19 protein-coding genes and 1 pseudogene are annotated in these 21,330 nt (G+C 72.4%); 12 read left to right on the top strand and 8 right to left on the bottom strand.

The window, feature by feature from the left end; genetic code table 11:
• The first annotated feature begins 73 nt into the window (after positions 1-73).
• From SSOG_RS31010 to SSOG_RS54100, 4 genes are all read left to right on the top strand, one after another.
• Positions 74-1,021 (top strand): NAD(P)-dependent oxidoreductase, encoded by a 948-nt coding sequence (locus SSOG_RS31010; RefSeq protein WP_009718216.1) that lies wholly within the window; start codon positions 74-76, stop codon positions 1,019-1,021.
• Complete coding sequence (locus tag SSOG_RS57595; protein WP_281048133.1) at positions 1,018-1,431, top strand: GntT/GntP/DsdX family permease; 414 nt, start codon at positions 1,018-1,020, stop codon at positions 1,429-1,431. The genes SSOG_RS31010 and SSOG_RS57595 overlap by 4 nt, the downstream gene beginning before the upstream one ends.
• On the top strand, positions 1,412-2,374 hold the full coding sequence (locus tag SSOG_RS31005; protein WP_009718215.1) for a GntT/GntP/DsdX family permease: 963 nt from the start codon (positions 1,412-1,414) through the stop codon (positions 2,372-2,374). The genes SSOG_RS57595 and SSOG_RS31005 overlap by 20 nt, the downstream gene beginning before the upstream one ends.
• A gap of 250 nt (positions 2,375-2,624) precedes the next feature.
• Positions 2,625-2,909: a DUF4232 domain-containing protein gene (locus SSOG_RS54100; RefSeq protein WP_050800023.1), complete on the top strand. Its 285-nt coding sequence runs from the start codon at positions 2,625-2,627 to the stop codon at positions 2,907-2,909.
• Here the strand turns inward: SSOG_RS54100 and SSOG_RS30995 are convergent.
• The 3 genes from SSOG_RS30995 to SSOG_RS30985 all read right to left on the bottom strand — a co-directional run bounded on the left by SSOG_RS30995 (position 2,887) and on the right by SSOG_RS30985 (position 7,846).
• Positions 2,887-5,217, bottom strand: a complete 2,331-nt coding sequence (locus SSOG_RS30995; RefSeq protein WP_009718213.1) for an FUSC family protein — start codon at positions 5,215-5,217, stop codon at positions 2,887-2,889. The genes SSOG_RS54100 and SSOG_RS30995 overlap by 23 nt on opposite strands.
• A 29-nt stretch (positions 5,218-5,246) precedes the next feature.
• Complete coding sequence (arfA, locus tag SSOG_RS30990; protein WP_009718212.1) at positions 5,247-6,755, bottom strand: arabinosylfuranosidase ArfA; 1,509 nt, start codon at positions 6,753-6,755, stop codon at positions 5,247-5,249.
• A gap of 119 nt (positions 6,756-6,874) precedes the next feature.
• Positions 6,875-7,846, bottom strand: a complete 972-nt coding sequence (locus SSOG_RS30985) for an arabinan endo-1,5-alpha-L-arabinosidase (RefSeq protein ID WP_009718211.1) — start codon at positions 7,844-7,846, stop codon at positions 6,875-6,877.
• Between the two features lie 128 nt (positions 7,847-7,974).
• Here SSOG_RS30985 and SSOG_RS30980 point away from each other — a divergent pair, with 128 nt between their 5' ends.
• Positions 7,975-9,366, top strand: coding sequence for a glycoside hydrolase family 30 protein (locus SSOG_RS30980; RefSeq protein ID WP_009718210.1), 1,392 nt, complete (start codon positions 7,975-7,977; stop codon positions 9,364-9,366).
• 125 nt (positions 9,367-9,491) lie between these two features.
• A complete protein-coding gene (locus tag SSOG_RS30975) occupies positions 9,492-10,625 on the top strand; it encodes an FAD-dependent oxidoreductase (RefSeq protein ID WP_009718209.1) in 1,134 nt (377 codons plus the stop codon).
• A gap of 12 nt (positions 10,626-10,637) precedes the next feature.
• Here SSOG_RS30975 and SSOG_RS30970 read toward each other — a convergent pair whose 3' ends face one another.
• Complete coding sequence (locus SSOG_RS30970) at positions 10,638-11,657, bottom strand: NADP-dependent oxidoreductase (RefSeq protein ID WP_039939111.1); 1,020 nt, start codon at positions 11,655-11,657, stop codon at positions 10,638-10,640.
• A 92-nt stretch (positions 11,658-11,749) separates the two neighbouring features.
• Here SSOG_RS30970 and SSOG_RS30965 point away from each other — a divergent pair, with 92 nt between their 5' ends.
• Both SSOG_RS30965 and SSOG_RS30960 read left to right on the top strand, forming a co-directional pair.
• A complete protein-coding gene (locus SSOG_RS30965; protein ID WP_039939110.1) occupies positions 11,750-12,205 on the top strand; it encodes a MarR family winged helix-turn-helix transcriptional regulator in 456 nt (151 codons plus the stop codon).
• Positions 12,206-12,614: 409 nt separating this feature from the next.
• Positions 12,615-13,229, top strand: a complete 615-nt coding sequence (locus SSOG_RS30960; protein WP_009718205.1) for a dihydrofolate reductase family protein — start codon at positions 12,615-12,617, stop codon at positions 13,227-13,229.
• A gap of 581 nt (positions 13,230-13,810) precedes the next feature.
• Here the strand turns inward: SSOG_RS30960 and SSOG_RS30955 are convergent.
• The 4 genes from SSOG_RS30955 to SSOG_RS30940 all read right to left on the bottom strand — a co-directional run bounded on the left by SSOG_RS30955 (position 13,811) and on the right by SSOG_RS30940 (position 17,016).
• On the bottom strand, positions 13,811-14,668 hold the full coding sequence (locus SSOG_RS30955; protein WP_009718204.1) for an SMP-30/gluconolactonase/LRE family protein: 858 nt from the start codon (positions 14,666-14,668) through the stop codon (positions 13,811-13,813).
• Positions 14,665-15,441: an IclR family transcriptional regulator gene (locus SSOG_RS30950; RefSeq protein WP_009718203.1), complete on the bottom strand. Its 777-nt coding sequence runs from the start codon at positions 15,439-15,441 to the stop codon at positions 14,665-14,667. Before SSOG_RS30950 ends, SSOG_RS30955 begins: the two co-directional genes overlap by 4 nt.
• Before the next feature lie 157 nt (positions 15,442-15,598).
• Positions 15,599-16,825, bottom strand: a complete 1,227-nt coding sequence (locus SSOG_RS30945; protein ID WP_009718202.1) for a PucR-like N-terminal domain-containing protein — start codon at positions 16,823-16,825, stop codon at positions 15,599-15,601.
• A gap of 11 nt (positions 16,826-16,836) precedes the next feature.
• The gene (locus SSOG_RS30940; RefSeq protein ID WP_009718201.1) at positions 16,837-17,016 is read right to left on the bottom strand and encodes a hypothetical protein; all 180 of its coding nucleotides are present in this window, start codon (positions 17,014-17,016) and stop codon (positions 16,837-16,839) included.
• Between the two features lie 156 nt (positions 17,017-17,172).
• On the opposite strand from SSOG_RS30940, the gene pgfA reads away from it, so the two are divergent.
• From pgfA to SSOG_RS30920, 4 genes and pseudogenes are all read left to right on the top strand, one after another.
• Positions 17,173-18,234, top strand: coding sequence for a cell envelope lipid trafficking protein PgfA (gene pgfA / locus SSOG_RS30935; protein WP_078510443.1), 1,062 nt, complete (start codon positions 17,173-17,175; stop codon positions 18,232-18,234).
• A 127-nt stretch (positions 18,235-18,361) separates the two neighbouring features.
• A complete protein-coding gene (locus tag SSOG_RS30930; protein WP_009718199.1) occupies positions 18,362-19,579 on the top strand; it encodes a glycosyltransferase family 4 protein in 1,218 nt (405 codons plus the stop codon).
• A 5-nt stretch (positions 19,580-19,584) separates the two neighbouring features.
• Positions 19,585-20,315: pseudogene (locus SSOG_RS30925) on the top strand (class I SAM-dependent methyltransferase).
• On the top strand, positions 20,312-21,330 hold a 1,019-nt coding region (locus SSOG_RS30920; RefSeq protein ID WP_039939107.1), incomplete at its 3' end, for an alpha-(1->3)-arabinofuranosyltransferase domain-containing protein. The pseudogene SSOG_RS30925 and the gene SSOG_RS30920, both read left to right, overlap by 4 nt.

Here is a 21,330-nt window from a genome sequence, read left to right as displayed (position 1 = left end):
CGAGTCATCGCCGTCGACCGGTTCGCGGACCGGGCGCCCACAAAACCCACTCCCCTCCTCCCCAGGAACACGTATGCCTTCTGCCACCTCCGAAACCGACAACTCCCCCCGCACCGCCGTCATCGGCCTCGGGGCCATGGGGCTTCCCATGGCCCAGCGCCTCGCGGCCGGGGACTTCCCCGTGACCGTGTTCGACATCGCCGCCGAGCGGCGGGCCGCTGCCGTCGACTCGGGCGCCGACGAGGCGGTCACCCCGGCCGAGGCCGCGCGAGGCGCGGATGTCGTTCTGCTCGCCGTACGGGATCAGGCCCAGGTCGACAGCGCGCTGTTCGGCGAGACCGGCGCGGCGGACGCGCTGCGGGCCGGGGCCGTGGTCGTCCTGACCAGCACCGTGGGGCCGGTCGCTGCCCGGGCGACGGCCGCCGCGCTTGCCGAGCGTGGCGTACGGCTCGTGGACGCGCCCGTCAGCGGCGGGCCGACGCGGGCCGGGAACGGCGAGCTGCTGATCGTCGTCGGCGCCGAGCCCGACGCCCTCGCCACCGCGCGCCCCGTGCTGGAGCGGCTCGCGTCCACGCTCACCGTCATCGGCGACAAGCCCGGCGACGGCCAGGCGCTCAAGGCGATCAACCAGCTCCTCGCGGGCGTGCACATCGCGGCGGCCGCCGAGGCCGTGGCCCTCGCGCGCGGGCTCGACCTGGATCCGCGGACGGTGATCGACAGCCTGAGCCAGGGCGCGGCGGGATCGTTCATGTTCGCCGACCGGGGGCCGCGTATGGCGCAGGTCTACGAGGAGGCGGCGGACGCGGTCGAGGTGCGGTCGCGGCTGGACATCTTCGTGAAGGACATGGGCATCGTGACCGGGATCGCGAAGGACGCACACGTCCCGGTGCCGCTGGCCTCGGCCGCCGAGCAGCTGTATCTGCTGGGCGAACGCGCCGGGCTCGCCGCACGCGACGACTCCTCCATCGTCACGGTCCTCTCCCCGAACGCCCCGAACGCCCCCGAGGGAGCCGGACAATGAGCCACAACGCACTGCTGCTCGTCGCCGCCGCCGGAGTCGCCCTGCTCCTGGTGATGATCATCAAGATGAAGGTCCAGCCCTTCGTGGCGCTGCTCGTCGTGAGCATCGCGGTGGCGCTCACCGCGGGCGTCCCGGCCGCGGACCTCGTCACCACCATCGAAGAGGGCATGGGCTCGACGCTCGGCCACATCGCCACCATCATCGCCCTCGGCGCGATGATCGGCCGGATCATCGAACTCTCCGGCGGCGCCGCCTCCCTGGCCCATTCGCTGATGGAGCGCTTCGGCGAGAAGCGCACCCCGCTCGCGCTCACGGCCGCCGGTTTTCTGCTCGGCATCCCGGTCTTCTTCGAGGTCGGGCTGATCATCCTGATGCCGATCGTGTACGGGGGTGGCCCGGGCGTCCCGTAAGCCGCTGCTCGTCTACGCCCTGCCGATGGGCGCGGCGATGCTCACGGTGCACGCCTTCCTGCCGCCCCATCCGGGCGCGGTGGCCGCCGCGACGACGATCGGGGCGGACCAGGGCTGGGTGCTGCTGTTCGGCATACCGGTGACGGCGGTCGTGATCGCGATCGGCTATCTGCTGGCCAAGCGCATGACGCGGCGTACGTACGCGATGACGGCCGACGTCCGCGAGCAGGTCTTCGGCGACACCGCCGACGAGACGACGAGCGTCGAGAATCCGCCCTCGTTCGGCATGATCCTCACCCTCATCGTCACCCCGATCGCCCTCATCCTCCTCGGCACCGTCGCCACCAACACCCTCGCCGAGGGCTCCACCCCGCGCGCCGTTCTGACGGTCCTCGGCGCCCTCATGGTCGCCCTGCTCGTCGCCGCCGCGCTCAGCGCCTATTTCCTGGGCATACGCCGCGGCTGGTCGGGCGCGCGGGTCTCCGAGGTGATGGGTTCGGCGCTGCCGGGCGTGGCGATGGTGATCCTGGTGGCGGGCGCGGGCGGTGTCTTCGGCAAGGTGCTGGTGAAGACCGGCATCGGCGACGCCGTGGCCGACGTCCTGGACCGCACCGGACTCCCCCTGCTGGCACTGGCCTTCGCGATGACGGCGCTGCTGCGCGCGGTGCAGGGCTCCACGACGGTCGCCCTGGTGACAACGGCCGGTCTCATCAACCCGCTGCTCCTGCGCACGGACCTCTCCCCGCAGCAACTGGCCCTGATCTGCCTGGCGATGGGCGCGGGCGGGCTCGCGCTGTCGCACATCAACGACGCGGGCTACTGGATGTTCACCAAACTGGTCGGCCTGGAGGTCGGCGACGCCCTCCGCACCTGGACCGTCCTTACGACGGCGATGGGCACGATCGGCTTCCTGCTGACCGGCGCCCTGTGGCTGGTCGTCTGACCGTACGCAGGCCCGCACATGGCTCCGTGCCGTGTGCGGGCCGCGGGCTGTTAGGGAGGCGTTAGCCGGTCGGCAGTGGACCATCAGCGGTGGCGGACAGGGTGGGGGTCAGGCCCCGGGGAGGGGTCGACGCCTACGACAGCTGGGGACCCATGTCACGCCGTACCGCTCTCCGCCGGACGCGGGCTCCGGCGGTGGTGACGGTGCCTGCGCCACGGATCAGCTCAGCGCCGGGTGGTACGCCGATGTCGTGGGCGGTGCCCCGGACATCTTCGGCAAGACCTGGGACCTGCGGCGGTCGGCGGAGCAGTCGTCCCCGGCCACGCTGAAGCCGGGCGGTCACACCCACTTCACGTTCCAGCTGCTGCCCACGACCGACACCGGCGCCCGCAAGCTCGTGCCCAAGACGGTGGTGGTCACCCCGCCGAACCAGAAGTCGTCCTTCGAGCTGAAGTGGACGTACGGCGGCCGCATCCTCGACCAGTCGGGGGCCACCCGCCCTGGGACGTTCGTCAACCCGGTGAAGGGCTCCTGAGGGACAGCCCGGTGGCGAAGGTGTCGACGGCCAGGGCCGTGCGCAGGCAGAGGGTCAGGGCGCGGGCCCGGGCGTGGGCGATGCCGTCCGGGGAGCGGTGATCGCTGAGGTCGGTGAGGCCGCCGCGGCGGGCCGACTCGTCGAAGGACGCCCGTACGGTGGCGGCCGGGATCGGGGCGCCGCTGTCGAGGGCGTCGGCGAGGGCGGTCAGCCGGGTGTCGAAGAGGGCCGCGATCTCGGCGGCCTCCGGCACGGCGTCGGCGTCACGGCGTGGCTGCGCGGCGTACAGCTGTGACGCGCACCGGCTGAGGTCCGCGATCGAGCGCTGGACGGCCTCGATCTCGGTGGCGTTCCAGCGGGCGCGGTGGCCGCGCGGTTCGTGACGGAGCGCGGCGACCGCCGCCTCCAGGCGTTCACGGGTGTGGCGGCTGCGGGAGCGCAGGGCGTCGATGTCCTCGTACCGCACCACGCCGGGTTCGGTCAGCCCGCCGACCAGGACGTTCAGCAGCCGTCGCTGGACGTCCGTCCACGCGGCGACCAGGGAGGACAGCCGGTCGTGGTGGTAGGTGGGCAGGACGAGGAAGACGAGGAGCCCGATCATCGCGCCGAGGAGGGTGTCCGCGGGACGGCCCCAGGCGATGAGGTCGGGGGCCTTGCCCAGGCGGGCGATGAGGACGACGAGCCAGGCGGTGATGAAGAAGTTCAGCACCAACTGGCCGACGCGCAGGGTGAGGAAGACGCACGCGGTGAGCAGCACCGCGGCGACGACCAGCCGGTCCGGCGTCCACCAGGCGGGCAGCAGGGCGGCCCAGGCGGCGAGGCCGCCGAGGATCGAGCCGAGGGGGCGGGCCCAGCCGCGGGCGAAGGTGTGTCCGTAGTCGGGGAACAGCACCAGCATGGTGGTGAGCGCCGCCCAGAAGCCGTGCCCGGGCAGGCCATGGCCCCAGAAGTCGCCGAGGGCGCGGCCCGCGGCCTCGGCCGCCGTGGTGCCGACGGCGACGCGGAGGGCGTGCGGGGACAGCGGGTCGCCGGGGCGCGCCGCGCCCCACAACCGCCGAAGCCCGGCGCGGATGGGGTGCTCGGCGGGGAACAGGTCCAGGACGGGGTCCTGGCCCTTCGCGGCCCCAGGAGTCCCCAGGGCACCCGGGCCGTTCGGGGCGCCCGGCTCCCCCTGCTCGCTCGGGGCGCTCGGGTACTCCGGGCCGCGCGGATCGCCCGGGGCGTTTTGGCCGCTCGGCCCGCTCAGGGCGCCCGGCCCGCCCGGGGCGCTCGGGGCGCTCGGGCTTTCAGGGCTCCCCTGACTCCCCGAACCCGCAGCCACCGGAGCCCCCGCAGCCGTCCCGGCAATCCGCTGCTCCCGGTCGGCCCAGAGGGCGACGAGCCGCCCGGCCTCGTTCAGTGACGGCAGCAGTTCGTCGGCCACCGGGCCGCGCCAGGTCTCCAGCGTCCGCGCGATGTGCGGGGCGAGGGGCTCCCGGCGGGAGGCGCGCAGGGCGCGCGCCACGGAGTCGAGCGCTGCGGCGATCTCCTCGTGGGGCGCCTTCGGGGTGTCGGCCGCGAGCAGCAGGGCGCGCCGGATGCGTTCGGCTTCGACGAGCAGTCCGTAGAGCGGTGCCGCGGCGGGGCGGGCGAAGCGCGGCAGCAGATCGAGCGCCCTGCGGGCGGCGGTGAAGGGCGCCGGGGCGGGGTGGCCGACGGTCCCCTTGACCTCGGTACGCGCGTACGCCGCCAGCGAGGCGTACAGCGCGGCGAGCGCCTTGCGCTGCGCGGGGTGGCGCCGCCCGTACGGAGGCAGCAGCTGCGCGACGAGGGTCAGCGCGGCGCCCGCGGCCATCCATCGCACCATCACCAGACCCACCTCGACCGTGGCGGCGAGATCGGCGGTGATCATGCAGCCGATGACGACGAGGCAGGCGCGGATGCCGGGCGCCACGCCCAGCGCCCGCCACAGTCCGGCCAGGTACGCGAGGACCGCGAGGGCGATCAGGAAGTACCAGCCGGTCTGGTGCAGCCAGACCCCGGCGAGGGCGGCGAGCGAGAAGCCCGCGCCCATCCAGAACGCGTTCACCGCCCGGTGCCGGACCGGCGCCAGCAGGGTGCCGATGCCGCAGATGAAGGCGCCCACGGACATCATGACCCAGGCCAGCGGATCGCCGGTCAGCCCGCCGAGCACCGCCGCGGCGATGACCGCCAGGACCGCCCGTACGATCGCGCCGGGCTCCGAGAGAACGCGTTCCATGCTGAGGGCCGCCCGGAAGCTGCGGCCCACCGCTGATGTCCATCCCTGTATCTCGCGCACCGTACTCATATAGATGCACTATACAAATTCTTTGTCGCTCACCCCAAACGGATCACGTTCCAGGACATCGGCTCCAGCGTGGCGGTCAGCACCCCGTCCGCGAGCGCCGTGCCCTCGCCCGGGTGCGGGGTGACGCGCTCGGGGTCGGCCAGGGTGTTGCGGGCCTCCGGGTCGGCGTCGGCGAGCACGCTGTGCTCGACGACCTGGCCGAGCGCGAGGCCGTGCAGCGCCACCTCCAGCGGGAGCGGCCGGTGCTGATCGCGGTTGACGGCGAAGACGGTGACCGCGCCGGTCTCCTCGTTCCGTACGGCCGTGGCGTGCAGCAGCGGCACCTCACCGTACGTCGCCGTCTCGTGCGCGGGGCTGTCGACGGCGACCTGGAGCACCCGGCCGCGGCCGTACGCCGACGCCTGGGCGAACGGGAAGAAGGTGGTCTGGCGCCAGGCCGGGCCGCCCGGTTCGGTCATGATCGGGGCGATGACGTTGACGAGCTGGGCGAGACAGGCGACCGTCACGCGGTCGGCGTGGCGCAGCAGCGCGATGAGGAGCGAGCCGAAGACGACGGCGTCGGTGACGGAGTAGTTGTCCTCCAGCAGCCGCGGCGCCTCGTCCCAGTTGGGCGGCTCGGCGGCGTGGAAGCGGGCCTGGTACCAGACGTTCCACTCGTCGAAGGAGAGGTTGATCTTCTTCTTCGACTTCAGCCGGGCGCCGACGTGGTCGCAGGTCGCGATCACGTTCTCGATGAAGGACTCCATGTCGACGGCGGAGGCGAGGAAGGAGTCGCGGTCGCCGTCGCGCTCCTCGTAGTAGGCGTGCAGGGAGATGTAGTCGACCAGCTCGTAGGAGTGCTGGAGGACCGTGGCCTCCCAGGCGGCGAAGGTCGCCATGCCCTGGTTGGAGCTGCCGCAGGCGACGAGTTCGACGTCCGGGTCGATCTGCCGCATGGCGCGGGCGGTCTCGGCGGCGAGCCGCCCGTACTCCTCCGCGGTCTTGTGGCCGGTCTGCCAGGGGCCGTCCATCTCGTTGCCCAGGCACCACAGCCGGATGCCGTACGGCTCCTTGTCGCCGTGGCCGACGCGGCGGTCGGACAGCGCGGTGCCGGAGGGGTGGTTGGCGTATTCCTGGAGCTCCAGGGCCTCGGCGACACCGCGCGTGCCGAGATTGAGCGCCATCATGGGCTCGCCGCCGACCTTGCGGACGAAGTCGATGTACTCGGAGAGCCCGAAGCGGTTGGTCTCGGTCGAGCGCCAGGCGAGGTCGAGGCGGCGGGGGCGCTCCTCGGCGGGCCCGGTGCCGTCCTCCCACTTGTAGCCGGAGACGAAGTTGCCGCCGGGATAGCGGAGGGCGGTGACCCCGAGTTCACGGATGAGATCGAGGACGTCGGTGCGCAGTCCGGCCTCGTCGGCGGCGGGGTGGCCGGGCTCGTAGATCCCGGTGTAGACGCAGCGGCCGAGGTGTTCGACGAACGAGCCGAAGAGGCGGGGGTCGACATCGCCGACGGCGAAGGCGGGGTCGAGGGTGAACCGGGCGGGGGCGGTCGACGGCATGGCGGCGCCTCTCTGCTGTTCCGTTCGATATGTCGGATAGGGGTCGCATATCCGAACGTGACGGTAAGAGCTGGCCGCCCGCGCGTCAACGCCCCCGCCACGCCTCCCGCCCGCGTGCGTCAGTACGCGGTCGGCCAGCCGCCGCTCCAGCTCAGCAGGTTGACGCCGAGCTTGGCGGTGCCGCCCGCCTGGCCGTCGTAGTAGTGGTAGACGAGCAGGTCACCGTCGGTGTCGCTCATGATCGACTGACCGCCGGGGCCGATGTAGCGGCCGTGGGACTCCAGGACCGGGGAGCCGCCGTTGTTCATCATGGCCACCCCGTTCTTGTCGTAGTACGGCCCGGTGGGGCTGGTGGCGCGGCCGACCTTGATCTTGTACGTGGAGCTGGTGCCCGCGCAGCAGGTGTCGTAGGACGCGAACAGGTAGTAGTACCCGTTGCGCTTCACGACCGACGGCCCCTCGACCGCCTTGGTGCCGGTGGGCCGGGAGGCGATGCCGTAGACGGTCTTGTCGCCCGCGTAACTCTTGCCGGTGGCGGGGTCGAGGCGGATCATCTTCAGCCCCGACCACCACGAGCCGAAGGACAGCCACCACTTCCCGTCGTCGTCCACGAAGAGGTTGGGGTCGATGGCGTTGTAGTTGCTGCTGCCGGTGGTGGAGTGGACGATGCCGTAGTCGGTCCAGGTGCCCGCCTTGCCGCTGGACGAGGTGGCGAAGCCGATGGCGGAGGTGCTGGAGCCGAAGGACGAGACCGCGTAGTACATCAGGTACTTGCCGCCGCGGTACGAGATGTCCGGCGCCCAGGGGTCGTTGCCGGAGGAGTACGTCTTCCACCAGGACGGCGGGGAGTTGAAGGCGTTCCCGGAGCGGCTGAACGCGATCCGGTCGGTGGAGGTACGGGCCTCCAGACCGCCGTGGGTGGAGTAGAGCAGATACGTGCCGTCGGCGGCGCGGAGCATCGTCGGGTCGTGGACGGTGATGTCGCCCGTCACCCGGCCCGGGTTCGGGTAGGCGGAGGCGCTGGCCGGGAGCAGGGCGAGCAGGAGTGCGGCGGGCAGGGCGAGCCATCTGGTGCGGTGATGCGTTGTCATGCGGCGTTTCTCCTCTCATGTGCCGTGTGGTGTGTGCTCTCTTGACCGGGCTGGGGGCCGCCTCTAGCGTGCGGCCGACGTTACGGAAACGTTCCGGAAGTTTTCGGAGCCTGGGAAGGGAAGTTTTCGTGATCAAGACGGTCCGTACCGCTCTCGTCGGCGCAGTCGCCGCCGCCCTGATCCCTCTGGCCATGCCGTCCGCCGCCGCTGAGCAACCTTCCACCCCCGGCGCGGATTTCGGAAGACCTCTCCAGCCGATCGATGGCTTCGGTTTCTCGGAAGCCTTCCAGCGCGCCGATCTGATGCGCGGCGCGGGCGGGCTCACCCCCGAACACCGGCGGGAGGTGCTGGATCTGCTGCTGAACCGGCGCACCGGCGCGGGGCTCAGCATCCTGCGGCTCGGCATCGGCTCGTCCTCGGACGAGGTCTACGACCACATGAAGTCCATCCAGCCCACCGACCCGGGCGGCCCGGACGCCCCGCCGCGTTATGAGTGGGACGGCAAGGACGGCGGCCAGGTGTGGCTGGCCAAGGAGGCGAAACGGTACGGCGTGCAGCGCTTCTACGCCGACGCCTGGAGCGCCCCCGGCTACATGAAGACCAACGGGACGGACGCGAACGGCGGCACCCTGAAGCCGGAGTGGCGGCGCGCCTACGCCGACTACCTCGTGCAATACGCGAAGTTCTACCGCCAGGAGGGCATCCGGATCACCGACCTGGGCTTCACCAACGAGCCGGATCTCGCCACGTCCTACGCCTCCATGCAGTTCACGCCGAAGGAGGCGGCCGACACCGTGAAGGCCATCGGCCCGGCGGTCCGGCGCGCCGGGATCGACCTGGTGTGCTGCGACGCCGCCGGATGGAAGCAGCAGGCCGAGTACAGCGCGGCCATCGAGGCGGACCCGGCGGCGTCACGGTACGTGGACACGCACACCGGCCATCCGTACGTCACGCCCTCGGACCAGCCGCTGCCGACGGACCGGCGCACCTGGATGTCGGAGTGGAGCCCCAACGGCACGACGTGGAACGAGGCGTGGGACGACGGCACTGGCTACGACGGTCTCGCCGTCGCCGAGGCGATCCACACGACGCTCGCGGACGCGCGGGCGAGCGCGTATGTGTACTGGTTCGGCGCCTCGGTGGGCGCGACGCGGGGGCTGATCCAGCTCGACGGCGCTGACTACCACGTCTCGAAGCGGCTGTGGGCGCTCGCCGCGTACAGCCGTTTCGTACGCCCGGGTGCGGTGCGGGTGGCGGCGTCTGCCGGGGCGGCCGCGGCGGACGGCGTGAAGGTGACGGCCTTCCGGAACCGGGACGGGGGCCGGGTGCTGGAGATCCTGAACACGGGCCGGAAGGCGGTCCGTACGGACTTCCGCGTCGGCGGCGGAAAGGGTGTCGGCGACGTGTACCGCACCGACGAGACCCACTCGCTGAGCCGGGTCGGCCGGGCGGTGGTGCGGGGCGGTGCGCTGGATGTGGAACTTCCGCCGCGCGCGCTGACGACGGTGGTCCTGCCGTAGGGGTGTGTCGGGCAGATATCGGCGGCCGGTGACCGGTGTCGGCGGCCTGTCGGCGGGGCTTGGGAGGTTTCCGGTGACCCCGCCGGGCGCCCGCCCGGCACCCGTGCGATACGCAAGGAATCACCATGACCCCTCACGTCACGATCATCGGCGCCGGGCTCGGCGGCCTGACCCTCGCCCGCGTCCTGCACGTCCACGGCATCCCGGCCACGGTCTACGAGGCGGAGGCCTCACCGACGGAGCGCGCGCAGGGCGGGATGCTCGACATCCACGACTACAACGGCCAACTGGCCCTGCGAGCAGCGGACTTGATGGACGAGTTCCGCAGCCTCATCCTGGACGGCCGTCAGGCGATGCGGATCCTCGACCGGGACGGGGCCGTCCTGTTCGACGGACCCGACGACGGCACCGGGGGCCGCCCCGAGGTGCAGCGCGGCGAGCTGCGGCAGATCCTGCTCGACTCGCTCCCGGCCGGCACCGTCCGGTGGGGCCACAAGGTCAGCCGTACCCGTGCCCTCGGTGAGGGCCGCCACGAGGTGGCCTTCGCCGACGGCACCACCGTCGTCACGAACCTGCTGGTCGGCGCGGACGGCGCGTGGTCACGGGTCCGCCCGCTGCTCTCGACCGCCACACCCGCGTACACCGGCAGATCGTTCGTCGAGACCTACCTGTTCGACAGCGACACCCGCCACCCGGCCGCCGCGAAAGCGGTCGGTGGCGGGTCGATGCTCGCGCTCGCGCCGGGCAAGGGGATCCAGGCCCACCGGGAGAAGGGCGACACCCTGCACACCTACGTGGCGCTCACCGCGCCGCAGGAGTGGTTCGACGCCGTCGATTTCACCGACGCCGCCGCGGCCGCCGCGCGGATCGCCGGGGAGTTCGACGGCTGGGCGCCGGAGCTGACCGCGCTGATCACCGACAGCGACGCCGGGCCGGTCCCGCGCCCCCTCTACGCCCTGCCGATCGGGCACCGGTGGGCCCGGGTGCCGGGGGTGACCCTGCTCGGCGACGCCGCCCACCTCGCGGCCCCGAACGGCGAGGGCGCCAACCTGGCCATGTACGACGGCGCCGAACTCGGCGCGGCCCTCGCCGCCCACCCGGACGACGTCGAAACCGCCCTGGCCTCGTACGAGCAGGCCATGTTCCCCCGCGGCGCCGAAGCCGCCGCCGACGGCACCCAACTGCATGAGTACCTCTTCGGCGACGACGCGCCCCATGGCCTGGTCGCCGCGTTCACCGACCCCGAGCGGACTCCGTGAGCGTCAGTCGTCTCAGCTGTCGAGGGAGACGATCATCTTGCCGATGTTCTCGCCGCGGAGCATGCCGAGGAAGGCCTCCACCGCGTTGTCCACGCCCTTGACGACGGTCTCGCGGTAGCGCAGCTTGCCGTCCCGCACCCAGGCGCCGACCTCCTCGAAGAACTGCGGCTGGAGGTGGTTGTGGTCGTTGACCAACATGCCCTGCATGCGCAGCCGCTTGCCGATGAACAGCGCCATGTTGCGCGGGGCGGCGGGCGGCTCGGTCTCGTTGTAGATCGAGATCATCCCGCAGGTGGCGATGCGGCCGTGCACCTTGAGGCTGCTGAGGGCCGCCTCGAGGTGCTCGCCGCCGACGTTGTCGAAGTAGACGTCGATGCCGTCGGGGGCGGCCTCCTTCAGCTGCTCGGCGACCGGGCCGTTCTTGTAGTTGAACGCCGCGTCGAAGCCGTACTCCTCGATCAGCAGCCGCACCTTCTCGTCCGAGCCCGCGCTGCCGATGACCCGCGAGGCGCCCTTGAGCTTGGCGATCTGGCCGACCTCACTGCCGACCGCGCCCGCCGCACCGGACACGAACACCGCGTCGCCCTCCTTGAACGACGCGACCTCCAGCAGCCCCGCGTAGGCGGTGAGGCCCGTCATCCCGAGCACGCCGAGGTACGTGGTGAGCGGGGCGACCTCCGGGTCCACCGTCACCGCGCGCTTGCCGTCCACCACCGCGTACTCGCGCCAGCCGCCGAAGTGCAGGACGTGCGCGCCGACCGCGATGCCCTCCGCGTTCGAGGCGATCACCGTGCCGACCGCGCCGCCCTCCATCGGCTGGTCCAGCTGGAACGGCGGTACGTACGACTTCACGTCGTTCATCCGCCCGCGCATGTACGGGTCCACCGACATGTACAGGTTGCGGACCAGCACCTGGCCCGGGCCCGGCTCGGCCACCGGGACCTCGCGCAGCGCGAAGTCCTCCGGCTTCGGCCAGCCCTGGGGGCGGGCGACGAGGTGCCATTCACGGCCGGTGGCGGGGATCGCGGACATGGGGGGGAGCCTCCTCATACTTACTTCACTATCTGAAACAATCATGGGACTCGATATTTCATGCTGTCAAGTAAATGGGTAACCTGAGGGGCATGACGTCCCGCACCGACCCGCTGACCCTCGAGGTCGTCGAGCTCATCGGCACCATCGTGGCCCGCTATCACGAGGAGTACGAGGAAGCCGCCGCCAAGCACGCCCTCACCGGCGCCCAGGCCCGCGTCCTGGGCCTGCTCTCCCGGGGGCCGACGCCGATGCGGCGCATAGCGCAGCAGCTCAAGTGCGAGCCGTCGAACGTCACCGGGATCGTGGACCGGCTGGAGTCCCGCGGGCTCGCCGAGCGCCGCCTCGACCCCGCCGACCGGCGCGTCAAGCTCGCCGCCGCGACGGAGACGGGCCGCGAGACCGCCGAGCGGCTGCGGGGCTCGCTGGACTTCGCGCGGGAGCCGTTGGCCGGGTTGTCGGCGGATGAGCGGACGGTGCTGCGGGACCTGCTGCAACGCATGCTGGGCGTCACGCCGCAGCCGGAGTCCTCGGCTCCAGGGCACTGAAACCGCGCTGAACCCATCTCGCCGCAAGCTGCGCGGCCCGCTGTTCAGGGTGATCGTGCGATTCGACAGGGCTCCCCGGACGACGTACGGCTGGCTCCGATCGTCGCCGCGTGCGCCGAGACCGGGACGCTCGCCCTGGTCGGCGCACCTGTGCCGGGTCCGCACATCGGCATCCTGGCAGTAGCCGGAGACGGCCCGCGCGTGGCCTACGGGAAGGTCTGCCTGCACGGCAGCGAGGCCGCCCACTTCACGCCCGGCGAGCCCGCCGTGATCGACGTGGACGGATGGGCGCTGGGGCTCGCCGTCTGCCGCGACACAGGCTGCCCCGAGCACGCCGCGACGACGGCCGCGCTGGGCATGGACGGCTACGTGGCCGGGGTTGTCCACGCCGATCACGAGGCCGAGGTCCATGGCGAGCGCGCCCGCCGGGTCGCCGCCGACCACGGCGTGTGGGTCGCCACGGCGGCCTTCGAACGTCGTTTCCGTCGACGGCTTCATCGCCGATGCGGACGATCAAGTCGGCCCTCTCTTCGACTGGTACTCCAACGGCGACACCGAGCTCAGCGAATACGCCAAGGTCTCGCAGGTTTCGGCGGAGTACGTCAAACCCATGTTGGCGAACATCGGGTCGCTTGTGGTCGGGCGTCACGTCTTCGACATCACCAACGGCTGGGAGGGGTCGCCGCCGGCGGGGGAACATATCGTCGTGGTGTCGCACCGGCCCGAGCCCGACGGATGGCACCCCGAGGCGCCGTACCACTTCGTCGACGATGTGGCACAGGCGATCGCGAAGGCCAAGGACCTCGCAGGCCGGCGCACCGTCGCTGTGGCGGCGGGCGACGTCGGCGGGCAGGCGTTGGCCCTCGGCCTGGTGGACGAGGTGGCCATGGACGTCGTGCCTGTGGTCTTCGGCTCGGGCAAGCGGTACTTCGGATCAGTCGATGCCCAGCATCTGCTCGAGGACCCGCACGTCGTGATCCAGGGCGATCGGGTGCTCCACCTGCGCTATCGGGTCCGCCGCTAGCCGGTTTCGCTGGACAGCCGCGGTCAGGCGCACCACCACAGGAAACGGGTGCATGTCGGCGACGGGGTGGTGGGTGTGGGGGTTGGGGCCACCTGGGATGGCGGGGGTGCGTGGGTCGTGGGGGCTGGGGCCCGGGTTGTTCCCTGGGGTGGGGGCCGCTCGGCCGGGGCTTCGGACGGGGGTGCTTCGTCCCGGTCCGACGGACTGGGGTCGTGGTCACCAGGCCGCTTGGACGGGGTGGGCGTCCTCGTGGCGCCCGGTTCGGCGGAGTGCGTACGGTCCGCCACCGGACGCTCCGACCCCTCCGTCCGCTCCGGAGACGGCTTCGGCACCGGCGCCCGCCAGTACCCCTCCGTGGCCAGCTCCGCCACGAACACCGCGGCCAGGACGGGACCCAGCACCGCGGCCATGATCAGCACCCGGCGGCCGCGCCCACGGCGGGCGCGGCGGCCGCGGCGCTTCGGCCTTCTACGAGACGTGTGCGCGTCGTTCATTCGCCCGGCAGGTTATGTGACCTGCACACAGCATGGGAGCGGGAAGGGTGAGGATCCTGTGGGGAGAGCCGTCGCCCCCGCCCGCGCTCAGCCCGCGAACGCCGGCTGCGCCAGCCCCCGCCCCGCATCCGGGATGACCAGCACCGACCCCGCCAGCGGCGGGGCCGCGGCGCCCAGGCCGACCCGGGCCGAGGAGACGTACAGATCGCTCAACCCAGCCCCGCCGAAGGCACACGCGGTGGGCCGGGGGAACGGCAGCCGGATCACCCGATCGAGTGTGCCGTCAGGCGTATAGCGGCGGATCGCGGCGCCGTCCCAGAGGGCGACCCATACGCATCCGTCGGCGTCCACGCACAGCCCGTCCGGGAAGCCCGCGCCGTCCTCGATATGGGCGAGGGGACGGCGGCCGGCCACGCCGCCCTCCTCCGTCACGTCGAAGACGTCGACGCGGCGGGTCGGGGAGTCGACGTAGTACATGAGGCGGCCGTCCGGGCTCCAGCCGGTGCCGTTGCTGACCGCCACGTCCGGAAGGATCTCCGCCGCGGAGCCGTCGGAGCCGATGCGGGACAGGGTGCCGCCGCCCGCCGCCTCGTCGTAGCGCATGGTGCCCGCCCACAGCGAACCGTCCGGGGCGACGGCCGCGTCGTTGCCGCGGCGGCCGGGGACGGGGTCGCGGACCAGCCAGCGGAAGCCCTCTACGGGGTCGTACAGCCCCACCCCGTCGCGCAGGTTGACCACCAGCCCGCCGCCCGCCCGCGGCTTCGCCGCGCCGACGTGCTGCTCGGTGGCCAGGGTGGTGCTCCGGCCGGTGGCCGGGTCGTAGGTGTGGACGCGGGCGGACAGGATGTCCACCCAGATCAGCCGCCCGGCCGTCGCGTCCCAGGTGGGCCCCTCGCCCAGCTCGGCGGTCGCCCGGACCGCCACGTCCCATCCCCGCGGGCTCATACTCCACGCCTCCGGTGTCCCAGGCGGACGGACAGCTCGCCCGCGCCCTTGGCCGCCAGCTCCTCCAGCTCCGCCTGGCGCTCCTCGCTCCAGCGGATCGTCGGCACCGAGATGGACAGCGCCGCCACCACCTTGCCCGCCGAATCCCGCACCGGCGCGGCCACGCAGCTCACATCGGGGTTGGACTCCTGCCGCTCGACGGCGACGCCGCGCTCCCGTACGGCGGCCAGGTGGCGGTGCAGCTCGGCGGCGGAGGTGATGCTGTTGTCCGTCATGGCGACGAGCGGCCGGTCAGCGGGGAACCGGGCGGTCAGCTCGTCCTCCGGGAGGGAGGCGAGCAGCATCTTGCCGACCGAGGTGCAGTGGGCGGGCAGCCTGCGGCCCGCGGCGGAGACCATGCGCACGGCATGGGTGGAGTCGACCTTGGCGATGTAGATGACGTCCGTGCCCTCCAGAATGGCTACATGGACGGTCTCGTCACAGGTCTCGGCGACGCTCCGCGCCACCTGCTGACCCTCGGCGGCCAGGTCGAGCTGTTCCGCGTACCGGCTGCCGAGCTGGTACGGGCGCACGCCGAGCCGGTAGCGACCGGGCTGGTCGGGTACGTGGACCAGATACGAGCGGGCGGCCAGAGTGGTCACCAGCTCATGGACGGTGGTCCGGGGCAGTCCGAGGCGGCGGGTGATCTCGGGGGCGGAGAGCGTGCCGTCGCCGTCGAGGAACAGTTCGAGAATGTCCAGAGCCCGGGTCACCGCGGGCACGAGGCGTCCCATGTGGTTCGCCCACCCCTTCTGGTCCAGATAACAAGTGTTCGAGATTCCGGCCGGTGGCCGGTATCGCGAACACAGGTTACGCGCAGGCCACTTCTCCCGGCAATGGCCGGGCAAAGACCCTGAGGTCATCGACGATACGGAGGTGCCGCGAGAATCCCTACGGCGCGGGCGGCAGCAGATCGCCGCGGAGCCGCTGCGCGCGCAGCACCAGCTCCAGCTCGAAGCGGCGGTCCGGGTCCTCGACCTCGTCGCCCCACAGCTCCCTGATCTGCCGGAGCCGATAGCGCACGGTCTGCGGATGCACCCCCAGCCGGTCCGCGATCTCCGGCGCCCCGCCCCGCGTCTCCAGCCACGCCAGCAGCGTCTCGGCGAGGCGGCGCCCCTGAGCGGGGCCGCATCCGGCGAGCGGGGCGAGGCGGCGGCGGGCCAGGGCGTCGATCAGCTCCTCCGGGGGCAGCAGCACCAGCGCCTCGGTGTGCTCGGTGCAGTGCAGCACCTCCCCGGCGGGCAGCAGCCGCCGCTCCATGAGCCGGACCGCGGCCTCCGCCCAGCGCAGCGACTTGGCGGCCTCGGCGAGCGGTACGGGCGGGCCGACCGCGCCCGACCACCCGGCGGTGGCGCGGCGCAGCAGCTCGGGGCGGCCCGCCTCCTCGGGGTCGGGGAGCACCATGCGGGGCTGTTCGCACTCCATGTCGAGGAGGACGTCCCGGCCGACGGCGGGGGCCAGCGCCTCGCGCGCGGGGCGCAGCAGTACGGCGACGGCGACCCGCTCGGGCAGCGGCCAGCCGATGCGGGCCGCCCGTTCGGCGAGGGCGTCGGCGTCGGCGGGGCTCTTGCGGGGGCGTTCGGTGAGGAGGAGGTCGAGCAGCCGGCGCTGGAGCCGCAGCCGCTCCCCCGCCTGGCGCGCGGCGGCCTCGGCGTAGCCGCGCATGGACTCGGCGACCAGTCCGTCCAGGTACTCGAAGCCGGACTCGGCGAGTTCGTACATGGCGGGCGCGGGGATCTCGACCTGCTGGCCGATCTCGGCGAGGCGGCGCCAGGCGAGCCGTACGCCCAGCCGGTACATGGCCTGGAGGGAGTCGAGGCTGCGGCCGTGCTGGACCTGGCCGCGGCCGAACTCCTGGAAGACCTCGGGGTGTTCACGGGGTCCGCCGGAGCCGTCGGACACGTCACGGACGAAGTGTTCGAGGGCGCGCCGGATGCCCACCAGCGCCACCGGCTCGCCACTTTCGTCCGGGACGATGACCAGGTTGGGGTACTCGCGGCGGATCTCGCGGAAGATGTCCTCGGCGAGGACCGGCACCTCGTCCAGGGCGAGCCGGGCGAAGTGGCGCACCCGCGACCGGGGCACCTCCCGCCAGGCCGAACGTAACGGCGAGGCCATCTCCGGAGCCCTTATCGCTTCACCGCCGGGGTCGCGGTGGGACCAGGATCCGAGGAGGTCGGGAAGGTGACGAGGGGGACGTTCGGCTGGTCGGGTGTGACGCCCAGCAGGGCGACGATGCCGAGCGCCGCGCCGACCGCGAGGGCGGCGGAGAGGACGCAGGTCACGGCGGCGGCGAGCAGTCTGGGCATGGCGCGGTGAGCCCCTTCCGTATGGCGTGCGCACCGGCCCGGCCCGGCAACTCCCCAGCATGGAAGGAGGATTGACACTCCGTCAACCCTGCGCTTACGGTCCCGGGCCTAAGACTCGCCGGTAATATCCGGCCGCATCGAGACGGAGTGCCTGCCATGCGCCGCTCGGTATCACCCACTTCATCCGCTTTCTGGCCGCTGTCGCTGGTCCCGCTCGGACTCGGCGTCTTCCTCCTCGTCCTCGCGCCCCTGCTGGCCTGGTACGTCGAACCGCGGGCGAAACGCACACCGATCGACACCGACGTGACCACGGTGTTCACCGGCCCGGGCAGCTACTTCGACACAGGCGACGTCAAGGAGGTGCGGGACCAGCGGCTGACCATCACCCGCCGGGTGCTCGGCGACGTCCACGACAGCGACCGCACCGGGCGCGCCGTCTGGGACGTGTCGACGACGGTCGACACCCCGCGCACCCTGCGGCTGCGGGATCCGCGCCGGGCCTTCCAGTGGAAGACCGAGCGCTGGGTCACCGACCGCCGCACCAACGAGCCGGTGCACTGCTGCGGCGAGTCGCCGGGGCCCTTCCAGGGGGACGCCTACCTGAAGTTCCCGTTCGATGTGAAGAAGCAGACGTACCGCTGGTGGGACAGCACGCTGGGGGACACCGTCCCGCTCCGCTTCTCCGGCACCTCCAAGATCCAGGGGTACGAGGGCTACCGCTTCACCGGCACCGTGAAGCCCACCCGCACCGGCACCCGCCAGGTGCCCGGGCGGCTGGTCGGGCGGGGCAAGCAGGGCCAGGTGCAGGCCGAGGAGTGGTACGCCAACACCGGCATCGAGCTCGTGGCCGACCGCCGCACCGGCCGGATCCTCTTCGCCGGGATATCGCCCAAGGTCACCCTGCGCGCCCCCGGTGGCGACCGGGACCGGGTGACGCTGCTGCGCGGTGAGGGGCTGGCGTTCACCGAGGCCACCCAGCGCGGCCAGGTGAAGCTGGCCAGGGACGACAACCGCAGGCTGGAGCTGGTCGGCGAGACCGCACCGCTGGCCGCGGGGATCGCCGGGGCGGTGCTGACGGTGGCGGGAGCGGTGCTGGTGGTGCGGGGGAGGCGGACGCGCGTGAGTGATACTGCGCGATGTGATGAAGCGTCAGCTGCCGGAGGCGGTCAATTTGTCACGCCTGTGAGTAGCCGGGGCGAACAAGGAAGCGAAAACTGACCACCCCACGAGCATCACCCCATCGCACACCCCCGGTTCGGCACGTCTCCCCCCTCGCAGTCTTCCTACGAAGCCGCAGTCTTCCCACGAAGTCTCCGCACCCTGAGACGAGTTGGAGCACCTTGCCATGCCCCAGCACGTACGAACGTTCCCCACGGCCCCGAACACCACCGCCGTGCCCGAAGCCACGACGCCGGACCCGCGCCGGATCGTCTTCCTCGCACGCCGCGACCTCGGCAATCCGGCGGCCGGCGGCTCCGAGCTGCTGGTGGACCGGATCGCCGAGGGGCTGACCGCCCACGGCCACCAGGTCACCCTGGTGTGCGGCGGTCCCGCCGACGCCCGCGGCTACCAGGTGGTGTCCGCGGGCGGCCACGGGCGCACCCTCGGCGAGCTGGGCCACTTCCTGCGCACCCCGCACACCCTGGCCCACCGGGTCGGCCCCTGCGATCTGCTGGTCGAGGTGTGCAACGGACTGCCCTATCTGGCCCCGCTCTGGCATCGCGGCCCCACCCTGTGCCTGGTCAACCACGTCCACACAGATCTGTGGAAGATGCGTTTCCGGGGCCCGGCCGCCCGGCTCGGCAGGCGCCTCGAACACTGGGCGCTCGCCGGCACCCACCGCGGCAACCTCATGATGGCCGTCTCCGACTCCACCGCCGCCGCGCTGCGTTCCCTCGGCGTCGACCGGACCCGGATCCGGGTGGTGCACAACGGCGTCGAGGAACCGGGCCCTCTGCTGCCCGCCTCCCGTGAGCCGCTGTTCCTCGCGATGGGACGGCTGGTCGAGTACAAGCGCGTCGACCTGCTGCTACGGCTGTGGGAGCGGGTGCGGCCGGTCACCGGCGGGCGGCTCGTCATCGTCGGCGACGGCCCCGAACGGGCCCGGCTGGAGGCGATGGCCGGTCCCGGTGTCACCTTCACCGGCCATGTCACCGAGGAGGAGAAGCACCGGCTGCTGTGCCAGGCGTGGCTGCTGCTGCACCCCTCCCTGATCGAAGGATGGGGCCTGGTGGTGATGGAGGCGGCCACCCGCGGGACCCCCACGCTCGGCTTCGACATCCCCGGGCTGCGCGACTCCGTCGACGACGGGGTGACGGGCGTACTGGAGCGTGGCGAGAGCTCGTTCGCCGCCGCCTGGTGTGCGCTCGCGCTCGGTACGGAGCGGCGCGAGGCGCTGGGCCGGGCGGCGCGGCTGCGTGCGGAGCGGTTCCGGTGGAGCGCGACCGTACGGGGCTTCCGGGCCGTCGCCGCCGAGGCGTATCTGTCGGCGCCACCACCCCTCCCCTCCGTCCCGCCCGCTCCGTTGACCCCCCTGTCGTCGTCCTTCAGACCCTGGGGGTGAGCGCCGTGCGGGACCCCTCGATCCGTCGCTCCGTCGCCCTCTTCCGCGCCTTCCTGCGCGAACAGACCGACCCCGAACACTGCTACCGGCTCCTCGCCCGGGACGCCGCACAGCAAGTGGCACGGTACGCCGGGCCGCTGCGCGGGCGGGTGGTGGTCGACGTGGGCGGCGGCAGCGACCACTTTCACTCGAGGAGTTCCGCCGCCACGGCGCCCAGGCCCATCTCTTCGAGCCGGACACCGCTGAGCTGCACTCCCGGGGGCATCCACCCGCCGGGGCCGTCCTCGCCGACGGATATCTGCTGCCGCTCGCGGACGGCGTGGCCGACATCGCGTTCTCCTCCAATGTGCTGGAGCACGTGGCCGATCCGTACACCTTCCTCAGCGAGCTGGCGCGGGTCACCCGCCCCGGCGGGCTGATCTACGTCTCGTACACCAACTGGCTCTCCCCCTGGGGCGGCCACGAGTGGGCGCCCTGGCACTATCTGGGCGCCGAGCGGGCCCGCGCCCGCTACCGGCGCCGCACCGGCCGGGCCGCCAAGCACACGCTCGGCGACAACCTCTTCCCCCTCCACATCGGCCCCGTCCTGCGCCACGTCCGCAGCCGCGCGGACGTGACCGTGGTCTCGGCGCGTTCCCGCTACTGGCCGTTCCTCACCGAGGCGGTCACACGGGTGCCGGGGCTGCGGGAGGTCGCGACGTGGAACCTCCTCCTGATCCTTAGGCGGTCGCCATGACCCAGGTCGTCCCGTCCCCGCCCCAGGTGCGCACCCCGGCCGCCCCGCCGCCGCCCGCCCCCGGTGAACGACCGCGCGGACGGCGCTGGCTGTTCGGGTTCTGGGCCGCCGTCCTGGTGGCGTTCCTCGCGCCCTCGCCCGGCAAGATGTCCTTCGACACCAAACTCCCGGTCGTCCTCGACCCGTTCGGCTTCCTCGCCGACCTCGGCTCGCTGTGGCACGACCGGGCGGGGTTCGGCGGGATCGCGGACCAGTACGTCGGCTACGCGTTCCCGATGCTGCCGTACTACGCCCTCACCCACCTCCTCCACATCCCGGTGTGGTTCGCCGAGCGGCTGTGGATGTCCCTCATCGTCACGGTGGCGTTCTGGGGTGCGCTGCGGCTGGCGGAGCGGCTGCACATCGGTAGTCCGGCAACCCGGCTGCTGGGCGCGGCCGGATATGCGCTGTGGCCGGTGTTCACCATCGTCGTCGGCTCCACCTCCGCGGCCGCGCTGCCCGGCGCGCTGCTGCCGTGGGTCGTGCTGCCGCTCACCAACCCGGCGAGCCTCCCCCGTATCGCCGCCGCCCGCTCCGCGCTGCTCGTGCCCTGCATGGGCGGCGTCAACGCCGCCTCCACGCTCGCTTCGCTGCTGCCGGTCGCGCTGTATCTGCTCAGCCGCCCCGCCGGGCGGCGGCGGTGGGCGCTGCTGGGGTGGTGGATCCCGGGGGTGCTGCTGGCCACGCTGTGGTGGGTCGTACCGCTGCTGCTGCTCGGGGTGTACGGCGAGAACTTCCTGCCGTACATCGAGCAGGCCGACACCACCACCGCCACCATGGCCGCCACCGAGACGCTGCGCGGCGCGGGCAACTGGGTGGCGTATCTGCACTTCGGCGAGGCGTGGCTGCCCGGCGGCTGGACCGTGGCCGCCTCCGTCGTCGCCGTCCTCGGCTCCGGGCTCGCCGCCGCGCTGGGTCTCGCCGGGCTCGCGCGGCGCGATCTGCCCGAGCGGCGGTGGCTGCTGCTCGTCGTGCT

The sequence above is a fragment of the Streptomyces himastatinicus ATCC 53653 genome (assembly GCF_000158915.1).
GTDB lineage: Bacteria > Actinomycetota > Actinomycetes > Streptomycetales > Streptomycetaceae > Streptomyces > Streptomyces himastatinicus.
This window is presented reverse-complemented; position numbering and strand designations above follow the sequence as displayed.